Origin of the sequence: Metabacillus halosaccharovorans (assembly GCF_002019635.1) — a bacterium.
Lineage (GTDB): Bacteria > Bacillota > Bacilli > Bacillales > Bacillaceae > Metabacillus > Metabacillus halosaccharovorans.
The window spans coordinates 1,653,481-1,673,803 of the sequence record NZ_KV917371.1 but is presented as its reverse complement, the minus strand read 5'-3'; the positions used below and the strand labels follow the sequence as shown (position 1 = coordinate 1,673,803).

The 20,323-nt window shown below is 36.2% G+C and carries 20 protein-coding genes and 1 other annotated feature; all 20 genes read left to right on the top strand.

Going from position 1 to position 20,323, the window contains the following annotated elements; all coding sequences use genetic code 11:
* The first annotated feature begins 106 nt into the window (after positions 1-106).
* The 20 genes from BK577_RS07715 (at position 107) to rpoD (ending at position 20,281) form a co-directional block, all read left to right on the top strand.
* A complete protein-coding gene (locus BK577_RS07715) occupies positions 107-1,429 on the top strand; it encodes an NfeD family protein (RefSeq protein WP_078432381.1) in 1,323 nt (440 codons plus the stop codon).
* Between the two features lie 34 nt (positions 1,430-1,463).
* The gene (gene floA / locus BK577_RS07710; protein ID WP_078432380.1) at positions 1,464-2,456 is read left to right on the top strand and encodes a flotillin-like protein FloA; all 993 of its coding nucleotides are present in this window, start codon (positions 1,464-1,466) and stop codon (positions 2,454-2,456) included.
* Positions 2,457-2,525: 69 nt separating this feature from the next.
* Positions 2,526-3,020 carry a hypothetical protein gene (locus BK577_RS07705; RefSeq protein ID WP_078432379.1) on the top strand — a complete coding sequence of 165 codons (495 nt, stop codon included), beginning with the start codon at positions 2,526-2,528 and terminating at the stop codon, positions 3,018-3,020.
* 69 nt (positions 3,021-3,089) lie between these two features.
* Positions 3,090-3,377, top strand: coding sequence for a sporulation protein YqfC (yqfC, locus tag BK577_RS07700; RefSeq protein ID WP_026558703.1), 288 nt, complete (start codon positions 3,090-3,092; stop codon positions 3,375-3,377).
* A 149-nt stretch (positions 3,378-3,526) separates the two neighbouring features.
* Positions 3,527-4,714 carry a sporulation protein YqfD gene (gene yqfD, locus BK577_RS07695; RefSeq protein WP_078432378.1) on the top strand — a complete coding sequence of 396 codons (1,188 nt, stop codon included), beginning with the start codon at positions 3,527-3,529 and terminating at the stop codon, positions 4,712-4,714.
* Positions 4,715-4,717: 3 nt separating this feature from the next.
* The gene (locus BK577_RS07690; RefSeq protein WP_078432377.1) at positions 4,718-5,686 is read left to right on the top strand and encodes a PhoH family protein; all 969 of its coding nucleotides are present in this window, start codon (positions 4,718-4,720) and stop codon (positions 5,684-5,686) included.
* Between the two features lie 227 nt (positions 5,687-5,913).
* A complete protein-coding gene (locus BK577_RS07685; RefSeq protein ID WP_078432376.1) occupies positions 5,914-8,070 on the top strand; it encodes an HD family phosphohydrolase in 2,157 nt (718 codons plus the stop codon).
* Positions 8,070-8,552: an rRNA maturation RNase YbeY gene (gene ybeY, locus BK577_RS07680; RefSeq protein ID WP_078432375.1), complete on the top strand. Its 483-nt coding sequence runs from the start codon at positions 8,070-8,072 to the stop codon at positions 8,550-8,552. The genes BK577_RS07685 and ybeY overlap by 1 nt, the downstream gene beginning before the upstream one ends.
* On the top strand, positions 8,524-8,907 hold the full coding sequence (locus BK577_RS07675) for a diacylglycerol kinase family protein (RefSeq protein WP_078432374.1): 384 nt from the start codon (positions 8,524-8,526) through the stop codon (positions 8,905-8,907). Before ybeY ends, BK577_RS07675 begins: the two co-directional genes overlap by 29 nt.
* Before the next feature lie 153 nt (positions 8,908-9,060).
* Positions 9,061-9,492 (top strand): cytidine deaminase, encoded by a 432-nt coding sequence (locus tag BK577_RS07670; RefSeq protein WP_169908258.1) that lies wholly within the window; start codon positions 9,061-9,063, stop codon positions 9,490-9,492.
* Positions 9,482-10,393: a GTPase Era gene (gene era / locus BK577_RS07665; protein ID WP_078432372.1), complete on the top strand. Its 912-nt coding sequence runs from the start codon at positions 9,482-9,484 to the stop codon at positions 10,391-10,393. The genes BK577_RS07670 and era overlap by 11 nt, the downstream gene beginning before the upstream one ends.
* A gap of 129 nt (positions 10,394-10,522) precedes the next feature.
* The gene (locus BK577_RS07660) at positions 10,523-10,666 is read left to right on the top strand and encodes a YqzL family protein (RefSeq protein ID WP_078432371.1); all 144 of its coding nucleotides are present in this window, start codon (positions 10,523-10,525) and stop codon (positions 10,664-10,666) included.
* Positions 10,667-10,699: 33 nt separating this feature from the next.
* Positions 10,700-11,455 carry a DNA repair protein RecO gene (gene recO / locus BK577_RS07655; RefSeq protein WP_078432370.1) on the top strand — a complete coding sequence of 252 codons (756 nt, stop codon included), beginning with the start codon at positions 10,700-10,702 and terminating at the stop codon, positions 11,453-11,455.
* 50 nt (positions 11,456-11,505) lie between these two features.
* Positions 11,506-11,679, top strand: a binding site (T-box leader).
* An 81-nt stretch (positions 11,680-11,760) separates the two neighbouring features.
* Entirely contained in the window at positions 11,761-12,648 is an 888-nt protein-coding gene (gene glyQ / locus BK577_RS07650; protein ID WP_078432369.1) for a glycine--tRNA ligase subunit alpha, read from the top strand.
* A complete protein-coding gene (glyS, locus tag BK577_RS07645; RefSeq protein ID WP_078432368.1) occupies positions 12,641-14,695 on the top strand; it encodes a glycine--tRNA ligase subunit beta in 2,055 nt (684 codons plus the stop codon). Before glyQ ends, glyS begins: the two co-directional genes overlap by 8 nt.
* A gap of 224 nt (positions 14,696-14,919) precedes the next feature.
* The gene (gene ccpN / locus BK577_RS07640) at positions 14,920-15,549 is read left to right on the top strand and encodes a transcriptional regulator CcpN (RefSeq protein ID WP_139367282.1); all 630 of its coding nucleotides are present in this window, start codon (positions 14,920-14,922) and stop codon (positions 15,547-15,549) included.
* 26 nt (positions 15,550-15,575) lie between these two features.
* A complete protein-coding gene (locus BK577_RS07635; protein WP_078432366.1) occupies positions 15,576-16,391 on the top strand; it encodes a pyruvate, water dikinase regulatory protein in 816 nt (271 codons plus the stop codon).
* A gap of 323 nt (positions 16,392-16,714) precedes the next feature.
* The gene (locus BK577_RS07630) at positions 16,715-17,167 is read left to right on the top strand and encodes a YaiI/YqxD family protein (protein WP_078432365.1); all 453 of its coding nucleotides are present in this window, start codon (positions 16,715-16,717) and stop codon (positions 17,165-17,167) included.
* Between the two features lie 32 nt (positions 17,168-17,199).
* The gene (dnaG, locus tag BK577_RS07625; protein WP_078432364.1) at positions 17,200-19,026 is read left to right on the top strand and encodes a DNA primase; all 1,827 of its coding nucleotides are present in this window, start codon (positions 17,200-17,202) and stop codon (positions 19,024-19,026) included.
* Positions 19,027-19,162: 136 nt separating this feature from the next.
* Positions 19,163-20,281, top strand: coding sequence for an RNA polymerase sigma factor RpoD (gene rpoD / locus BK577_RS07620; protein WP_026558718.1), 1,119 nt, complete (start codon positions 19,163-19,165; stop codon positions 20,279-20,281).
* Positions 20,282-20,323: the final 42 nt, after the last annotated feature.

The window sequence follows — 20,323 nt, the reverse complement described above, 5'->3', positions numbered from 1 at the left end:
AAGCTTTAGATTTTCAGTGTTCAATTCGGGCTTTTAAGAGCTTGAGCCAAGAAGCAATTTGCGTCTGGTCCAACCATGAACTATTAAAGTGAAAGGAGGGAAATAAGTGAAAAAACAGTTTTTTCTATTTTTGATTGCTTTTGCTTTTTTGCTTAGTTTTTATCAAGGGTATCAGGCAATAGCTAAAGCTGATTCGACTCAAAAAGTTTATGTCATTCCTGTCGAAGAAACTGTTGAAAAAGGACTTTCTCAATATATAAAAAGAAATATTAATGAAGCACAAACACAAAATGTAGATCATATTATCCTGGAAATTGATACTCTTGGTGGAGCAGTTGACGGAGCCATGGAAATTTCAGATACCCTTCGTTCAAGTGAGATTCCAATAACAGCTTATATAAATAGACGCGCTATATCAGCTGGAGCTTATATTGCATTAAATGCTGATCAAATTTATATGGCGCCAGGCAGTCAAATGGGGTCTGCAGCAATTATCACAGGTGATGGGAATGCAGCTGATGATAAAGCACAATCTTTGTGGCTGTCTGAAATGCGGGAATCTGCAGAACGAAATGGCCGTGATCCTAAATTTGCGTTAGCTATGGCCGATAAAGATGTAGATATTCCTGAATATGGTGCCGGCAAGGGTGATTTGTTAACTCTTGAAACAAAGCAGGCATTAGAAGTTGGCTATTCAGAAGGAACTGCTTCAAGCTTAGAAGACTTGTTAACTCAACTTGACCTTGAGGGTGCAGAAGTCTTAAAAGCCGAGGAAAGTCTTGCAGAGAAAATAGCCCGATTTATTACAAACCCTGTTGTTGTTCCAATTCTTTTATCTATAGGCAGCTTAGGATTAGTTGTGGAGCTTTATTCACCAGGATTTGGAGTTCCTGGGTTTATGGGAATTTCTGCACTGCTTTTATTCTTTTACGGGCACCTAGTAGCTGGTCTGGCAGGGATGGAAGCCATAATACTCTTTATATTAGGGGTTATTTTCTTAATAGCTGAATTATTTGTACCTGGCGGGATATTAGGTATACTAGGTTTTGCAAGCGTTATTGGCAGTTTGTATGTTGCGTCAGGGAATTTCGTTCATATGACGATATCATTATTGATTTCTTTTGCTGTAGCATTTGCAGCATCTATTCTATTAGTAAAGGTGTTTGGAAAGCGTATGAATATCTTTAAAAAGCTAATATTGCGTGACTCAACAAATACCGAAAGTGGGTATGTATCAAATGTTTCCAGACGTGAATTAGTTGGAGCAGAAGGTATTGCTTTAACAACATTAAGACCTTCTGGGACAGCGGTTATTAATGATGAACGACTGGACGTCGTAACTGAAGGCGGGTATATTATAAAAGGTCAAAAGGTTAAAGTGATTAAAGTTGAAGGCTCACGTATTGTTGTGAGAGAGTTAAATGATTAATATTAATATTTAGGAAAATAGGAGGAATATAACAATGGATCCATCTGGTATCTTATTAATTGGACTCGTTATTTTAGGTTTAATCTTTTTGGGTGTATTCTTTACGTTTGTGCCAATCGCACTGTGGATTTCTGCCTTAGCTGCAGGTGTAAGAATTAGTATTTTCACTCTAATCGGGATGAGATTACGTCGAGTAATCCCAAGCAGAGTAGTTAATCCATTAATTAAGGCACATAAGGCAGGGCTTGGTGTTACGACAAATCAGCTAGAAAGTCACTATTTAGCGGGAGGAAATGTAGACCGTGTTGTAAATGCACTAATAGCAGCAGAAAGAGCAAATATTGATTTAACGTTTGAACGTGCTGCAGCAATCGATTTAGCTGGACGTGACGTGTTAGAAGCTGTACAAATGAGTGTTAACCCTAAAGTCATAGAAACGCCATTCATTTCCGGTGTAGCAATGGATGGTATTGAAGTTAAAGCAAAAGCAAGGATTACTGTTAGAGCTAATATAGATCGTTTGGTCGGTGGAGCAGGGGAAGATACCATTATTGCTCGTGTTGGTGAAGGGATTGTTAGTACAATCGGTTCTCAAAGAGACCATAAAAAAGTTCTAGAAAACCCTGATATGATATCACAAACAGTATTAGGTAAAGGCCTTGATTCAGGTACTGCCTTTGAAATTCTCTCGATTGATATTGCGGACGTTGATATCGGTAAAAATATCGGTGCTGAATTACAAACAGAGCAGGCTGAGGCAGATAAGAAAATAGCACAGGCAAAAGCTGAGGAAAGAAGAGCAATGGCTGTAGCACAGGAACAAGAAATGCTTGCTCGTGTCCAAGAGATGAAAGCGAAAGTTGTGGAAGCAGAAGCACAGGTTCCTCTTGCTATGTCTGAGGCATTACGTTCTGGGAATATTGGTGTGATGGATTATATGAACATCAAAAATATTTCAGCTGATACTGAGATGAGAGATTCAATTGGAAAAACAAATAATGATCAAAGTGATCCTGAGCAATATTAATAGTTGTAAATAATAAGGGGATGAAAGATTGGGCTTCATTCCCTTTCCTCACAAAAGGAGGGAGAAAACATGGATATTACAGATATCATTTCCAATCCAATCGTATGGGCATTTCTTGTATGGTTGTTTTCAAGACTCTTTACCAATAAAAGTAATAAAGAAGAAAACAAGCAAAAAGTACCTAATCAACCAAAAACTCGTCAAGAACCTAGGCAAAACCCTAGACCAACTGCAAGGCCGGTACCAAAACCTGTCATGACAACTGTTGAATCTAAAAAAAGAAACGATGGAAGTAAGCCACCTCTTCAAACGGTACAAGAGGCATATGAGAAGATGAAGCAGCGTTCTTCAGAAAAAGAGATAGAGGTAAGGGTTGTAAAAGAGCAACCTAAACCAAAGTCCGTCATGCCTCAGGAGCGAACACTTTCAGTTAATCGAAATGTTCGGCAAAATCATCTTGTTATTGATCAAAATAAGGCAGCCCAAGGTGTTATTTGGAGTGAAATATTAGGGCCGCCCCGTGCAAAAAATCCACATTATACAAAAACGAGAAGACATTCGTAACTTATCAAATAATCTGTTATAAGACTTCATTTTCTCTCATACATATGAGATGAAAGGGGGTCTTTTTTTATGGCAAAAAAATGGCGCCAGCAACTTACACGATGGATCACTAACACAATCGAACTACCGCCGGATGTCATGATGGATCTTCCTAGAATTACGATGGTTGGACAGCTTCATATTTACATAGAAAATCATCGTGGACTCCTAAAATTCACTGATACTGAGCTTCGCCTATTACTCAAGCAGGGACAATTATTAATTAAAGGCGAGGCCTTTGTCATAAAGACGATCCTACCGGAAGAAATTTTATTAGAAGGAAAAATCGTTCAAGTTTTATATCTCGATGAAACATAATTTCTTTTTTGTTAAATGTACTCAGGATAAAAACCAAAAAGGATCTTGGGACATGATCTCTGGCGTCTGCTGTGGATCATCTGAAAGAAACACAGCAGACAAATAGAATAGAGCATTTAAGTGTAATGTGGTTTACAAGGGGGAGAAGGATGAAAAATCAATGGACTAGTTATCTATATGGTGTTGTAAAAGTCAATATCGAGGGAAGAGGAACAGAAAGGTTTTTAAATGACTGTATGAGGGAGAATATCGTTATTTGGAAAGTTAAGCGCAGCAAAAATAATAGCTTAAGTTTTTTTATTCGCCTCCAAGATGTACATGCCCTTCGTTCAGTTGTAAGAAAAAATGAATGTAAATGCCGGTTTGAAAGGAGAGCAGGTTTTCCTTTCTTAATAAGGAAGTCTTGGAAAAACAGTGGATTTGTACTTGGTTTATTGGCATTTTTAGTTGTTATATTTGTTTTATCAAATATGATTTGGGGAATTAAGGTTGAGGGTGCATCACCGGAAACAGAACATATTATAAAAAAAGAATTAGCGAGAATTGGAGTGAAAACAGGTAAGCTTCAATTTTTCGTTGAGAATCCGGATGATATACAAAAATCCTTAACTGATAATATTGAGCAAATTACATGGGTTGGAGTTGAACTGATGGGAACAACCTATCATTTAAAAGTTGTAGAAAAAAATCAACCTGAAGAAGAAGAACTTGTAAGTCCAAGAAACATTGTCGCAGAAAAAGAAGCAGTTATTAAAAAAATGTTTGTCGAGCAGGGGCAGCCATTAACTACATTGAATGAACACGTAACAAAAGGACAAGTTTTAGTTTCAGGTTTAATCGGTAAGGAAGAGGACCAAAAGAAAGTTCCAGCAAAAGCTGAAATTTATGGTGAGACCTGGTATAAAACAACAATTACAATTCCTTTAAATACGACTTTTCAAGTATTAACTGGGGATAATAAGGATAAGCATTTTCTTCAAATAGGCAATTTTAGGATTCCAATATGGGGATTTGGAAAAAACACGTATAAAACGTTTGAAGTGGAAGATGATGTTTATCACTTGAAGTTTTTGAATTTTACGTTGCCGATCGCATATGCAAATGAAACCTACCTTGAAAAAGAAGAAGTTACGAGGAAATATACAGTTGAACAAGCCAAGGAGGCTGCATTAGATCGTGGCCGAAAGGATATAGAGGGGAATTTAGATGATAAAGAGAAGGTAACTGGAGAAAAAGTTTTGCACCAAACGAATGAGAATGGTAAAGTTAGGTTAACCGTACTATATCAAGCAATTGAAAATATTGTGAAAACCACACCAATTGTTCAGGGAGACTAAAGAATGCCAGAAGAATTAGTGACAATGAATCAGCAAGTAGAAAATCCAAATGAAGCGATAGCGCTTTTTGGAAACCATGACATTCATTTAAAAAGAATTGAAGAAGAACTAAACGTATCCATCGTAACAAGGGGAGAAGGTGTATATGTTTCAGGAAATGCTGAACATGTACAACTTGTAGATGAATTATTAAAATCCTTACTCCTCATCATCCGAAAAGGGATAAACATAAGTGAACGCGATGTTCTTTATGCCATTAGTATGGCGAAGGAAAAAAAGTTAGATCAGTTAGAGAATCTTTATATCCAAGAAATTGCTAAAACAGCCAAAGGTAAATCCATTCGAGTCAAAACATTGGGGCAGCGCCACTATATTTCAGCTATTCAAAATAAAGATCTTGTTTTTGGAATCGGTCCTGCCGGAACAGGAAAAACTTATTTGGCCGTTGTGATGGCTGTGAATGCTTTGAAACTGGGATCTGTAAAACGAATTATTTTAACACGGCCTGCAGTGGAAGCAGGGGAGAGCCTAGGATTTTTACCCGGTGATCTAAAAGAGAAAGTAGATCCCTATCTAAGACCTTTATATGATGCTTTACATGATGTGTTAGGGATGGAACATACTCAACGCTTAATAGAACGTGGTACGATTGAAATCGCCCCGTTGGCGTATATGAGAGGTAGAACCCTTGATGATGCATTTGTTATTTTGGATGAGGCCCAAAATACCACACCTGCGCAAATGAAAATGTTCCTGACACGATTGGGATTTGGATCAAAAATGGTCATAACAGGTGATATTACACAGGTAGATTTGCCAAAAGGAGTAAAATCAGGGTTGTCTGTTGCTAAAGACATTCTAACTAATGTGAGTGGTTTGTCTTTTGTTCATCTTGAACAATCTGATGTTGTCAGACACCCGCTTGTTGCAAAAATTATTACGGCATATGAAAATTCTAAAGAAGGATCGTGACCCGGGAAGTTTGAAACGGGTCACTTTCTTTTTCGCAGATCGGTGTCAAAAATAGCTAGAGAACTATATTTATTTAATTGGTGAGTATAAATGAAAGTGCTTGCAAAAAGAGCTTTTTTTGTCATATTTTGTCTTAATAGTTGAACATTTTTCGATAAAATTGAATAATGGAAGAAGAACGGTAAAAAAAGCCTTTCGTTTGAAGGTGTTTAGAGGGTGGTGCAAAGTTGAAAAAGAAAAAACCTAACTCAAAAGAAGTGAAAAAAACGAATAGAATAGTAGAGAAATTTAAAGAATATCGATTTTTATATGTTTTTTTATATGCAATATTAGCTGTCGTAATATTTGTTGCCCTATATAGTAATGTAAAGCCTGAAACGCTTGATATTGAGCTTTTTACTGTTTCTGATGAAACGATATATGCTCCAGCAACTGTCGAGGATAAGGTAGAAACAGAGCGGAAACGCCAAGAAGCGTATGATTCTGTAGAAGATCAATATGTTTTGAAAAAAGAAATAACTGAAAAACAAGTAGATTTAATTTCTTCAATTTTTGACACAGTTATTGAAGTGCGAAAAGAAGAGGCTGCAAATTCAGATTCTGCAAAACCAACTGTGGAGGAACAAGTTGAAAAAGTACAAGAAAAACTAACACCTTCGATTAATAAAAAAATTCCTGGTGAAACATTTCTTCCATTACTAGAAACTACGGATGATGAAGTTGTTTTGGCAAAGGACGCTGTTGTAACAGTTGTAAACAATGTCATGAGCAAAGAAATTCCTATTGTTCAGCTGACAGAAGCAAAAAAACAGGTCGAGGAAGAACTGCAATACACGTCAATGCGAACTGAAATAATGGATTCTGCCATATTTTTAGCCCGTTTCGCCATTACACCAAACTATGTATTTGATTTAACCGCAACTGAAGAACAGCGGCAGTTAGCCATTGACGGCGTAAAAGAAGCCCAAATTAAACAGGGGCAAATACTTGTTGAAGAAAATGAGCTGATTAATCGCGAAATTTACAGAAAGTTAGGCCTGGTTGGTTTGCTGGATGATCAACAATCCATGAAACCCTTTTTAGGACTCGGGATATTTGTGCTCCTGATAATATCAGGCGTTGTGTATTTCTTTGAGAAGAAAGATAGTCCCATTTCTAAAAAGCATAATTTTTTGTTATTATATTGTTTGATATTTGCAATTACAATTCTTCTAATGAAGATCATTAGCTTGTTTCAGAAAATTGATTATACGCATATTGGCTATATTGTGCCGGTTGCAATGGGAGTCATGCTGGTTAAATTATTGTTAAATGAGCGACTAGCTATATGGACAAGTATGATTTTTGCAGTTTGCGGAAGTGTTATTTTTAATGAAGGTGTAACAGGAAGTTTTAACTTTTCAGTTGGAATTTACTATCTTTTTGGATGTTTGGCAGCAGTATTATTTTTAGGAGAACACAATCTTCGTTCAAAAATCCTGCAGGCAGGTTTATTTGTTGCCGGTGTTAATATCCTTGCTTTAACAGCGATTATGTTAATCAGAAACGGCGGCTACTCAAATGTTGAAATAAGCTCCTATTTTATTATGGCGTGCGTATCTGGGCTTGTGTCTTCTGTTTTAACAATAGGTTTCATGCCATTTTTTGAAACAGGGTTTGGTATTTTATCAACAATGAAATTAATTGAGTTATCAAATCCGAATCATCCGTTACTTAGAAAAATTCTCACGGAAACACCTGGTACATACCACCACAGTGTAATGGTCGCCAATTTGAGTGAATCAGCATGTGAAGCCATTGGGGCAAATGGATTACTTGCAAGAGTTGCCGCATACTATCATGATATAGGGAAGACAAAGCGGCCTCAGTATTTTATAGAAAATCAAATGAATATTGAGAATCCACATAACAAACTGTCAGCACAACTTAGTAAGAATATTATCATTGCTCATGTAACCGATGGTGTTGAAATGTTAAGAAAGCATAAAATGCCGAAAGAGTTTATCGATATTGCCGAGCAGCATCATGGCACAACACTTTTAAAATACTTTTATCATCAAGCTAAACAATCAAATGATTCAATTTATGAAGAAGAGTTTCGCTATCCAGGACCTAAGCCGCAAACAAAGGAAATTGCCATTATTTCAATCGCGGACAGTGTAGAGGCTGCAGTACGTTCTATGGCAAACCCTTCACCAGAGAAAATTGAAAAATTGGTCAGATCGATTATTTCTGATCGATTACAAGATCATCAATTAGATGAATGTGATATCACATTAAAAGAATTAGATATTATCGCCAAATCATTTTGCGAATCTTTAAAAGGGATTTTCCATTCGCGGATTGAGTATCCCGAATTAACTAAAAAACAGAAGGTGAAATAATGAGACTATCAATTGACAGTCATGATGAAACAAATGAATTAACAGAGGAACAAATAAGGACTGTTGAAGAGCTTCTTCAATTTGCTGCTGATGTGGAAGACGTTTCTGAAGGTGCAGAGCTGTCGGTCACATTTGTAACAAATGAACGTATACAAGAAGTCAATCGTGAATACCGGGATAAAGATCAACCAACAGATGTTATTTCATTTGCTCTTGAAGAGATGAGTGAGGGAGAACTAGAAATAGTAGGGGGTGATCAGCCCCGTGTGCTTGGCGATATTATTATTTCAATTCCAAGAGCAAGAGAGCAGGCAGAAGAATATGGTCATTCTTTCATGAGAGAGCTGGGCTTTTTATCAGTACATGGCTTATTACATTTACTAGGGTATGATCATATGACAGATTCTGAGGAAAAAGTGATGTTTACAAAACAAAAGGAAATATTAAATAATTATGGACTCAAAAGAACCGAAGAATTCTGAATGGGTACGTTTTTATAAGAGTTTCCAATATGCCTGGAATGGAATTGTATCCACATTTAAATCTGAACGAAACTTTCAAATACATGTTGCCATATCAATTATTATGTTTATAACCGGCATGGTATTACGTTTTTCAATCATCGAATGGATGATTGTCCTGTTTTTAATCGGTGGTATGCTGGCACTTGAACTGATTAATACTGCGATAGAGCGTGTTGTCGATATGATAACAAGTGAAAAGCATCCGTTAGCTAAAGCTGCTAAGGATGCAGCGGCAGGGGCTGTTTTGGTTTACGCGATTCTTTCATTTATAATTGGAATAATCCTGATTACCAATCACCTTTTTGCCTCATAAAACAAAAGTGTTTTCAAGAGACTTGTAAGGAGTTCGAACATCATTTTTAGTCTATTTTAATTAATTTTCGAAAATTCTTACAATTAAATTACAAATGCAGAATTAGGCGTGAAATTACTGTGAAAATTAGTTAAAATAAAGAAGAGTAAAGTCATTAGCCAGGATAGAAAGGAAGAAACTCTAGTGAAAATTGAACAACTCATCGATGAAGCAAAAGCAGCAAGGGAAATGGCTTATACTCCCTACTCAAAGTTTAAAGTAGGAGCGGCTTTATTAACTCAAGATGGCAAAGTATATAAGGGATGCAATATTGAAAATGCCGCATACAGCATGTGTAATTGTGCTGAAAGAACAGCTATTTTCAAAGCATTTTCAGAAGGAGATAAGGTTTATTCTGCTATGGCTGTTGTAGCAGACACGGATAGACCGGTACCTCCATGTGGTGCATGCCGTCAAGTTATTTCAGAGCTTTGTCCAAAAGATATGAAAGTTATATTAACAAACCTCCATGGTGATATTACAGAACTTACAGTACAGGAATTACTACCGGGAGCATTTTCAGCGGAGGATTTACATGAATCATAATCAACCATATAAATCAGGATTTGTTTCAATAATAGGAAGACCTAATGTTGGGAAATCAACATTCATCAATCGAGTAATCGGACAAAAAATTGCCATTATGAGCGATAAGCCGCAAACAACTCGAAACAAGATACAAGGAGTTTATACGACGAACCAATCTCAAACGATTTTCATCGACACGCCTGGCATTCATAAACCCAAACATAAACTGGGTGACTTTATGATGAAAGTAGCACAGAATACATTAAAAGAAGTTGATTTAGTATTATTTATGATCAATGCTGAAGAAGGTTACGGGCGCGGAGATGAATTTATCATTGAGAGGCTAAAACAAACCAATACACCTGTATTTTTAATTATTAATAAAATTGATCAAATTCACCCGGATGAACTTTTACCTTTAATTGAACAATATAAAAAGCTTTATCCATTTAAAGAAATTGTCCCTATCTCTGCTCTGCAAGGAAATAATATTGATACATTATTACAGCAGATTGAAGATCTCTTACCAGAAGGGCCACAATACTATCCTGAAGACCAAGTAACAGACCATCCAGAGCGTTTTATTATTACAGAATTAATTCGAGAAAAAGTTTTACACTTAACTAGGGAAGAAATTCCACACTCTATAGCTGTAGTGATGGATACTCTTGAACGCAGAGAAAATAATGCTGCAATCTATGTAGGGGCAACCATTATTGTTGAGCGTAATTCTCAAAAAGGAATAGTCATTGGTAAGCAAGGAAGTATGTTAAAAGAAGTCGGAAAAAGAGCCCGAGTGGACATTGAAGCGCTTTTGGGATCAAAAGTATTTTTGGAACTTTGGGTAAAAGTCCAGAAGGATTGGCGTAACAAAGCTTCACAGCTGAGAGACTATGGTTTTAGAGAAGATGAGTACTAAAAAAGATAATATTCATCTTAAGATTTAGCAAAAATTGTTTAACATGAAAAGTAGAAGAAAAGGTCAAGATAACGATAAAGAAATTGGAATGATGCTTGCTAGTCTTAACAACTGAAAGGTGGGGTTTATATGTTGGATTTTACCTGGAAAGTTTTTTCGCAAACAGGTAGCATTGATACGTATCTTCTTTTTAAGGAACTGGAAAAGGAGAATGATGAAGGACCCGATTCTCAAGAAGATGAACTAGCTGAATTAGATTTTCCAATTTCCTGATCTTGCCTGAACCTTTGAAAGGTGAGGGATATTTTGCTACAAAAATGTGAAGGAATTGTGATCCGATCAACTGATTACGGTGAAACAAACAAAATTATTACACTATATACAAGAGAACTAGGAAAAGTTGGGGTTATGGCAAGAGGCGCAAAGAAACCAAGTAGTCGCCTTACGTCTATCACCCAGCTTTTTACTTATGGCTCCTTTTTATTTCAAAAATCCAGTGGATTAGGAAGTCTCCAGCAAGGAGAGACTATACAGTCTTTAAGGGGTATTAGAGAAGATATTTTTCTTACAGCATATGCCTCATATATTGCAGAATTGTTGGACAAGAGTACAGAAAATCTGGAAAGAAATCCATTTCTATTTGAGTTATTAATGCAAACTTTTACCTATTTAGATGAAGATGTAGATCCGGACATATTACTTTATATCTTTGAAATGAAAATGCTTCCTGTATTAGGACTTCACCCTCAACTTGATTGTTGTACAAATTGCGGGCAAAAAGATGGTACTTTTCATTTTTCGATCAGAGAAGGTGGCTTCCTATGTCACAGATGCTTCGAAGTTGACCCATATCGTATAAAAATTACTCCTATGACAGGAAAGCTTCTTCGACTGTTCTTTTATTTTGATTTAAATAGACTGGGTAATATTTCAGTAAAGCAAGAAACAAAAAACGAACTAAAGTTAGTTATTGATGCGTATTATCAAGAGTATTCCGGCTTAACAATTAAGTCTAAAAGATTTCTTGATCAATTAGACTCATTAAAGGGAAAGCTTAAATAGGGGATATTGACATCCTTCAAAATTTCGATTAAGATGCAATTATAATTTAACATTTTGTGTAGATGGAAAGAAGTACTTGCGAAAGACTCAAATGAAAGCGACCTTAGGATGGTGAAAGCTAAGGATTGAATCGTAAGGAAAGGCATTCCGGAGCAAATTCTTCTAAAGTGGCTTATACATATAAGCAATTAGGGTGGAACCGCGGGTTAGCTCTCGTCCCTATGTCAATAATCTGACATAGGGATGAGAGCTTTTTGTTTTGTCTTTAGTCAGAGATTATTTATTATTCACGGAGGTGTTTGGATATGAATATTCAAAACATGATATTAACTCTTCAAAAGCACTGGTCTGATCAAGGGTGTGTGCTTATGCAGGCGTATGATACTGAGAAAGGTGCAGGAACAATGAGTCCCTATACTTTTTTAAAAAGTATAGGACCAGAACCATGGAAGGTTGCTTATGTAGAACCATCCAGAAGACCTGCAGATGGCCGTTATGGGGAAAATCCTAACCGACTTTATCAGCATCATCAATTTCAAGTTATTATGAAGCCTTCACCAGACAATATACAAGAGTTATATTTAGATTCATTACGTGCCTTGGGTATCAATCCTTTGGAGCATGATATACGATTTGTTGAAGATAACTGGGAAAATCCTTCTCTAGGTTGTGCAGGCCTTGGCTGGGAAGTATGGCTTGATGGGATGGAAATTACACAATTCACTTATTTCCAACAAGTTGGCGGCTTAGAATGTAAGCCGGTATCAGCAGAAATAACATATGGTATCGAAAGACTAGCGTCATATATTCAAGATAAAGAAAATGTCTTTGATCTGGAATGGACAGATGGATATACAATACGCGATATTTTCCTAATGCCGGAATATGAACATTCAAAGTATACATTTGAAACATCTAATACTGATATGTTATTTGAATTGTTCTCGATTTATGAAAAAGAAGCAATGAGACAAATGGACGAAGGTCTTGTGCACCCTGCCTATGATTATGTATTAAAATGCTCACATACCTTTAACCTACTTGATGCAAAAGGAGCAATTTCGGTTACAGAAAGAACAGGCTATATTGGTCGTGTTCGAAACTTAGCTAGAAAAGTAGCAAAAACATTTTATGATGAGCGTGAAAAATTAGGCTTCCCAATGTTACAGGAAGGAGGAAAAGAACATGAGTAAAAAAGACTTATTACTAGAAATTGGCTTAGAAGAAGTACCAGCCCATTATGTAACACCTGCGATGAACCAATTTGCTGAAAAGCTTACAAAATGGCTTGAAGAAAAGCAGTTATCTCATGGAGAAGTAAAAACATATGCAACTCCAAGAAGATTGGCTGTTCTTGTAAAGGATGTTTTTGAAAAGCAACCGGATATTGAGGAAGAAGCAAAGGGTCCTGCGAAAAAAATAGCGCTCGATGAAAATGGAAATTGGTCAAAAGCTGCAATTGGTTTTACAAAAGGACAAGGTGCATCTGTTGAAGATATCTATTTTAAAGAAATCAATGGTGTTGAATATGTTCATGTCCAAAAATTTGTTAAAGGGCAAGAAGCAAAAGATTTACTGTTAGAAACACGTGAATTAATCACAGGTCTTACTTTCCCTAAAAATATGCGTTGGGGAAGCCAAGAATTACGGTATATTCGTCCAATTAAATGGTTAGTTGCACTCTTTGGTCAAGATGTTATTCCATTTGAAATTGCCGGTGCTAAAACAGATTCATTTACATATGGACATCGTTTTCTCGGAAATAAGGTAGAGATTGCCTCTCCTTCACTATATGAAGCTGCTTTGTTAGAGCAATTTGTGATCGCTGATCCTGTCAAACGAAAAGAAGCGATTAGTCAACAATTGGTTGATTTAGAAAACGAAAAAAATTGGGTAATCCCAGTGGATGAAGAACTTCTAGAAGAAGTGAATAATCTTGTTGAGTACCCAACCGCACTTTATGGGACGTTTGAACAAGAGTATCTTTCTTTACCTGATGAAGTGCTTGTAACAACAATGAAGGAACATCAGCGTTACTTCCCGGTGCGAAATAATGAAGGACAACTTCAGCCATTTTTTGTTACAGTAAGAAATGGAGATCAAAACCATTTAGAAAATGTAGCAAGAGGAAACGAAAAAGTATTACGTGCAAGATTATCTGATGCAAATTTCTTCTATCAGGAAGATCAAAAGCTTAAGATAGAGGATGCTGTGAAAAAACTGGACAAAATCGTATTCCATGAAGAGCTAGGAACTTTGGGAGAAAAGGTTAACCGAATAGTTAATCTGTCTAAACAATTAGCAGATATGGTGCAATTGCAAAATGATGAAAAAGGAAATGTTGAACGGGCCGCATCAATCTGTAAATTCGATTTAGTTACTCATATGGTTTATGAATTTCCTGAACTTCAAGGGAAAATTGGGGAGAAATATGCACGTCTAAGTGGAGAAAAAGAAGAAGTATCGGTTGCTATAAATGAGCACTATATGCCACGACATGCAGAGGATGCTGCACCGGAGTCAAATGTAGGTGCAATCGTTGCACTGGCTGATAAGTTGGACACAATCGTAGGGTTCTTTGCGATCGGTAAGATTCCAACCGGATCACAGGATCCTTATGCTCTTAGAAGACAAGCAAGTGGAATTCTGCAAATTTTATTATCTAAAGAGTGGACAATTAGCTTATCGCAATTGTTTGAACTGGCGCTTAGTCAATATGATGATAAGAAATCAAAAGAGGCGTTTGGGGAGTTAGTTTCATTCTTTAAATTGCGATTAAAATACCGTTTGGCTGAAGAGAAAATCCGCTATGATTTAAATGATGCTGTGTTAGAATCTTCGGTGCTAGAGGCTAATTCAATTGTAGCTCGAGCAAAAGTACTTCAAGATGTTTCATCTCATACAGATTTCAAAGAAACAATCGAGGCACTTGCCCGTGTGATGAACATAGCGAAAAAGGCTACGGAAAGCGACATTAATAGTGAGCTTTTTGAAAGTGATTATGAAACAGCATTATTTAATGCCTATACAGAAACAAACATGAAAATAGACTCTTTAAACAATGCTGAGGATGTTTACAAAGCACTGGCATCTTTAAAGCCTGTCATCAACGAATATTTTGACCATACGATGGTTATGTCAGATAATGAAGAAATAAAACGTAATCGATTGGCACAAATGCATAAATTATCTCAACTAATTGAATCATTCGCAAAAATGAATGTTATTTTGGTGAAGTAAGTAAAATTCAAGATGAATAGGGACTGACAAAGACGTCAGCCCTTTTTCTATAGTCTTTAGATTTAAAACTTATTCCTTTTCAAAAACAGTGTAAAGTATATAATTAGTTTAGGCTCTGTTTAATCTGAAATCTATAATATTTAAACTGAGATATAATTTATTAACAAACAAGTATAAATCATTTGTGCCACAAATTTTCTGTTTAAAAATGAATATGCAAGGCGGTGAGGAAAATAGAACTGAATAAAAGGCAGGAGCAAATTGTTGAAATTGTTAAAGAAAATGGACCAATAACAGGTGAGCAGATTGCTGATCAATTAAATTTAACAAGAGCAACACTTCGCCCGGATTTAGCTATATTAACAATGTCTGGCTACTTAGAGGCAAGACCTAGAGTAGGATATTATTTTACAGGAAAAACAAATACTCATATGCTTACAGAACAGCTAAGAAAGCTTCAAGTAAAGGATTATCAGTCTATTCCAATAGTCGTCAGTATCAATGTATCAGTCTATGATGCGATTTGCATGATGTTTTTAGAAGATGTAGGAACGTTGTTTGTTGTTGATGAGCAATCTATTTTAGTTGGCGTGCTTTCCCGTAAGGATCTTTTGCGGACGAGTATTGGCAAGCAGGAACTTACATCTATTCCTGTAAATATAATCATGACAAGAATGCCAAACATTACGGTGTGCAAGCCTGATGACTACATTATTGACGTTGCACAAGTGTTAATAGATAAACAGATTGATGCATTACCTGTTGTCAAAGAAACTGAAAAGGGCTATGAGGTAATCGGGAGAATTACGAAAACAAATATGACGAAAATCTTGGTTAGCTTCCTAAATGACTAAATATAGCATAAGAAATGGGGATGAAAATGAATTATCAATTGATCTATGTTTTATCAGATTCTGTTGGTGAAACAGCTGAGCTGGTAGTAAAAGCAGCAGCAAGTCAATTTAATGGAGTCTCATCAAACACAAAAATAAAGCGCATTCCTTATGTTGAAGATAAAGGAACTATTCTGGAGGTTCTTGCTTTAGCTAAGAAAGATAATGCAATAGTATGTTTCACTCTTGTTGTCCCTGAGCTGAGAGAGTATCTAATTGAAGAGGCAAATAAAAAAGGAGTAGTTTATTACGATATAATCGGACCATTAATTGATAAAATGGAAACTTCATATGGAATAACGGCCAAGTATGAGCCTGGACGAGTTAGAAAGTTGGATGATGATTATTTTAAAAAGGTTGAAGCTATTGAATTTGCTGTAAAATACGATGATGGAAGAGACCCAAGAGGGATTTTAAAAGCAGATATCGTATTAATAGGTGTATCAAGAACTTCTAAAACACCTTTATCTCAATATTTAGCACATAAACGATTCAAGGTAGCAAATGTACCGATTGTACCAGAAGTTGAGCCACCAGAAGAATTGTACAAAGTTTCACCGCAAAAATGCATCGGGCTGCGTATTATGCCGGAGAAGTTAAATAATATTAGGAGAGAGCGGCTCAAATCTCTTGGCTTAAATGATGAAGCTTTTTATGCAAACATAGATCGAATTAAAGAAGAACTTAACTATTTTGATAAGGTAGTGGAAAGAATTGGTTGTAAAGTGGTTGATGTCTCAAACAAAGCAGTTGAGGAAACAGCTAATATAATCGCTAACTTTATGAATAATCAAAATGGATGAGTTTAAAAGGATGGCATAACAAAGGGGATTTGTAGGTCATCCTTTTCTCAATTAGGTGAGTCGATTATTTTGTTGAAAAAATGATAGAAATTTAGAAACACTTGTATTATAATAAAAAATTGTGATAAAAATACTTTTTTTAGGTTTAGAACTTGACATATGGGAATAAACTATTATTTGTAAACTGTCAAGAGAATAAATAAAATAATTTTCGACAAAAAGGAATTTAAGGTCTTTCTCACGAATAGTATTCAGTACAAAAGTGTATTAGGTAGAAGGAAATTGCGGAGTGATGTAGAATAGAGAATTATGGCGAAAAAACGATGAAGATTTTTGTCGATGCTGATGCTTGTCCTGTAAAAAAAGAGATCATGCTAATTGCCAACAAATACGAAATGGATGTTGTTTTTGTAGCTTCCTATAACCACACTTCTGATAAGACCTATGGGAGACAATGGGTATTTGTTGATACAGGTAAAGAAGAAGCAGATCTATACATAGTTAACCATGTCAGCAGAAGTGATATGGTAATATCACAAGACATTGGATTAGCTGGTCTTTTAATACGAAAAGGCGTTTGTTTTATTACACCCAGGGGAAAGCAATATACAGAAGAAAATATTGATACAGCTCTTCAGTTTCGTTATTTATCTGCTATAGAAAGACGTAGTGGTAAATTTACAAAAGGTCCGAAAAAATTTACAGATGAAGATACCTTGAATTTTATCACAACATTTGAAAAGATTTTGTCGAAACATGCAGGAGATCTTAAATAAATATCGAATATCTGTAATACGGGGTTGTTAGCATGGGAAATCGAATTCCCGAGGAATTAATCGAAAAAATACAAAGAACTTCTGACATTGTTGATGTAATAAGTGAATATGTTCAATTGAAGAAACAAGGACGCAACTACTTTGGACTTTGTCCGTTTCATGGCGAGAAATCCCCTTCGTTCTCAGTTTCAGCAGACAAACAGATTTTTCATTGCTTTGGCTGTGGTGCTGGTGGAAATGTTTTTTCATTTCTTATTCAGCACGAAGGATATTCATTTATTGAAGCAGCGCAACATCTCGCTGACAAAGCTAATATTGAATTACCAAGCATACCTTCACTTGAGCAGGGGCCAGGACCCACAATTTCAAAAGACTCAGAGAAAATGATCGAAGCTCATGAGCTGTTAAAAAAATTCTACCATCATTTACTTGTAAACACAAAGGAAGGTCAGCACGCATTAGACTACCTTTTAAGCAGGGGATTTACTAAAGACATCATTGATACGTTTGAGATTGGATACTCCTTAGATTCTTGGGACTTTGTGAAAAAGTTTTTAGAAAAGCGGGGATTTACCTTATCCTTAATGGAGGAAGCAGGATTATTAGTTAAAAAAAACAACTCAAACGAAGAATTTTTTGATCGGTTCAGGAATCGAATTATGTTTCCGATCATGGACCACCATGGGAATACGATTGCATTTTCGGGACGTGTACTTGGAGACGAGAAGCCTAAATATCTTAATAGTCCTGAAACAAAAATATTTAATAAAAGTAAATTACTCTATAATTTTCATCGTGCTAGAGTACATATTCGAAAAAATCAGCAGGTTGTATTGTTTGAAGGATTTGCTGATGTTATTTCTTCAACAAGGGCAGGCGTTGAGCAAGCAATTGCTACAATGGGAACTTCTATTACCGAGGAACAGGCAAAGATCATTCGAAGAAATGTTTCAGAGGTGATTATTTGTTATGATTCTGACTCAGCCGGAATTGAGGCTACAAATAGAGCTGCAAAGATCCTTAAAGAGGCCGGTTGTAAGCTAAAGGTTGCGATGATTCCTGATGGATTAGACCCTGATGACTACATTAATAAGTTTGGATCTGAAAAATTCAAGCTTGATGTAATAGGGGCCAGTGTTCCGGTCATGACATTTAAAATGTCCTATTACAGGAGAGGCAAAAACCTTCAAAATGAAGGAGAAAGGCTTCAGTATATTGAAAATGTCATTAGTGAACTAGCACAATTGGACAATGCAGTTGAAAAGGAGATCTATTTAAAACAATTATCATCGGAATTTGACCTATCGATGGAGGTTTTAAAGCAGCAGATTTTGCAGAAAGAACAACAGAAGAACAGGCAAAGAACTCCGCAGCAGCAAAAAATCACTACCCAGGAACAGCCAAAAAGAAAGCCGATCCAATCCAAGCGGTTATTACCCGCATTTCATACCGCTGAGAGAATGTTAATCGGTCACATGTTAAGAAGCAAAGATATGGCAGAAAAAGTTTTGGAACGACTTGGACTTCAATTTAATATCGAAGAACATAAAGCAATTGTTACTTATTTATACGCTTTTTATGAAGAAGGAAATGAAGAAAATGTTAGTTCATTTTTATCGAAGTTGCCGAGTCCTGAATTACAACATATTGTATCCAACATTGCAATGATTACCCTGAATTCTGAGGTGAGTGAACAAGAACTTTCAGATTATATAAAACAGGTGTTGAATCATCAAAAAATGTTAATGATAAAAGAAAAAGAAGTAGAAAAAATTGAGGCTGAAAGAAATAAGCAATACAAAGAAGCAGCCCAAATTGCAATGGAAATTATTCAACTAAAACAAGCTCTAAAATCATGATAAGTAAGCTAATAATAGACGATTATTTTGTAGCATAAGATTGTGTAAAAAGGGCACATCAAAATATGTAACGTACTTGCTAGACAGTAATCCGATAGCTTATCTTACAATGGTAAGTTTGGAAGGAGGGGATCCTATGGCTGATAAACAAACCCACGAAACTGAAGTAACCTTTGAACAGGTGAAGGAGCAGTTAACAGAAATTGGGAAAAAACGAGGAGTCTTGACATATGAAGAAATAGCTGAACGTATGTCAAACTTTGAAATTGAATCAGACCAAATGGATGAGTATTATGAATTTCTTGGTGAACAAGGTGTAGAATTAATTGGTGAAGCTGGTGAGGCAGCCGAAGCGGATCCTAATATTCAAGATCTTGCAAAAGAAGAAGAATTTGATTTGAATGATCTGAGTGTACCTCCAGGAGTTAAAATTAATGACCCTGTTAGAATGTACTTAAAAGAAATTGGTCGTGTTGATCTTTTATCAGCTAATGAAGAAATTAAATTAGCTCAACGTATAGAAGAAGGCGATGAAGAAGCTAAACGCCGACTTGCAGAAGCCAATCTTCGACTGGTGGTTAGTATTGCTAAACGCTATGTTGGTCGCGGAATGCTGTTCCTTGATTTAATTCAGGAAGGTAATATGGGACTAATGAAAGCTGTTGAGAAATTTGATTATGAAAAGGGCTATAAATTTAGTACGTATGCTACGTGGTGGATTCGTCAAGCAATTACACGTGCTATTGCTGACCAAGCTCGAACAATACGTATTCCTGTTCATATGGTTGAAACCATTAATAAATTGATTAGAGTTCAGCGCCAGTTACTACAGGACCTAGGAAGAGAACCTACTCCTGAGGAAATTGGAGAAGACATGGAGCTCACACCTGATAAGGTGAGAGAAATTCTTAAAATTGCACAAGAGCCCGTTTCTTTGGAAACACCTATTGGTGAGGAAGATGACTCTCATTTGGGTGATTTCATTGAAGATCAGGATGCAACGTCTCCTTCTGAACATGCTGCGTATGAGCTACTAAAAGAACAGCTTGAGGATGTACTTGATACATTAACTGATCGTGAAGAAAACGTATTACGTTTACGGTTTGGCCTTGATGATGGACGAACAAGAACACTTGAAGAAGTAGGTAAGGTGTTTGGAGTTACGCGTGAACGAATTCGACAAATTGAAGCAAAAGCACTCCGTAAATTGCGTCATCCTAGCCGTAGTAAACGTCTTAAAGATTTCTTAGAGTAGGATATAGGGCGGACGAATGTCCGTCTTTTCTTCATAAAAAAC

Coding starts and splice junctions, on each gene's coding strand:
- floA (WP_078432380.1), top strand. CDS start 1,464: ATGGATCCATCTGGTATCTTATTAATTGGACTCGTTATTTTAGGTTTA.
- BK577_RS07705 (WP_078432379.1), top strand. CDS start 2,526: ATGGATATTACAGATATCATTTCCAATCCAATCGTATGGGCATTTCTT.
- yqfC (WP_026558703.1), top strand. CDS start 3,090: ATGGCAAAAAAATGGCGCCAGCAACTTACACGATGGATCACTAACACA.
- yqfD (WP_078432378.1), top strand. CDS start 3,527: ATGAAAAATCAATGGACTAGTTATCTATATGGTGTTGTAAAAGTCAAT.
- BK577_RS07690 (WP_078432377.1), top strand. CDS start 4,718: ATGCCAGAAGAATTAGTGACAATGAATCAGCAAGTAGAAAATCCAAAT.
- ybeY (WP_078432375.1), top strand. CDS start 8,070: ATGAGACTATCAATTGACAGTCATGATGAAACAAATGAATTAACAGAG.
- BK577_RS07675 (WP_078432374.1), top strand. CDS start 8,524: ATGGACTCAAAAGAACCGAAGAATTCTGAATGGGTACGTTTTTATAAG.
- era (WP_078432372.1), top strand. CDS start 9,482: ATGAATCATAATCAACCATATAAATCAGGATTTGTTTCAATAATAGGA.
- BK577_RS07660 (WP_078432371.1), top strand. CDS start 10,523: ATGTTGGATTTTACCTGGAAAGTTTTTTCGCAAACAGGTAGCATTGAT.
- glyQ (WP_078432369.1), top strand. CDS start 11,761: ATGAATATTCAAAACATGATATTAACTCTTCAAAAGCACTGGTCTGAT.
- glyS (WP_078432368.1), top strand. CDS start 12,641: ATGAGTAAAAAAGACTTATTACTAGAAATTGGCTTAGAAGAAGTACCA.
- BK577_RS07635 (WP_078432366.1), top strand. CDS start 15,576: ATGAATTATCAATTGATCTATGTTTTATCAGATTCTGTTGGTGAAACA.
- BK577_RS07630 (WP_078432365.1), top strand. CDS start 16,715: ATGAAGATTTTTGTCGATGCTGATGCTTGTCCTGTAAAAAAAGAGATC.
- dnaG (WP_078432364.1), top strand. CDS start 17,200: ATGGGAAATCGAATTCCCGAGGAATTAATCGAAAAAATACAAAGAACT.
- rpoD (WP_026558718.1), top strand. CDS start 19,163: ATGGCTGATAAACAAACCCACGAAACTGAAGTAACCTTTGAACAGGTG.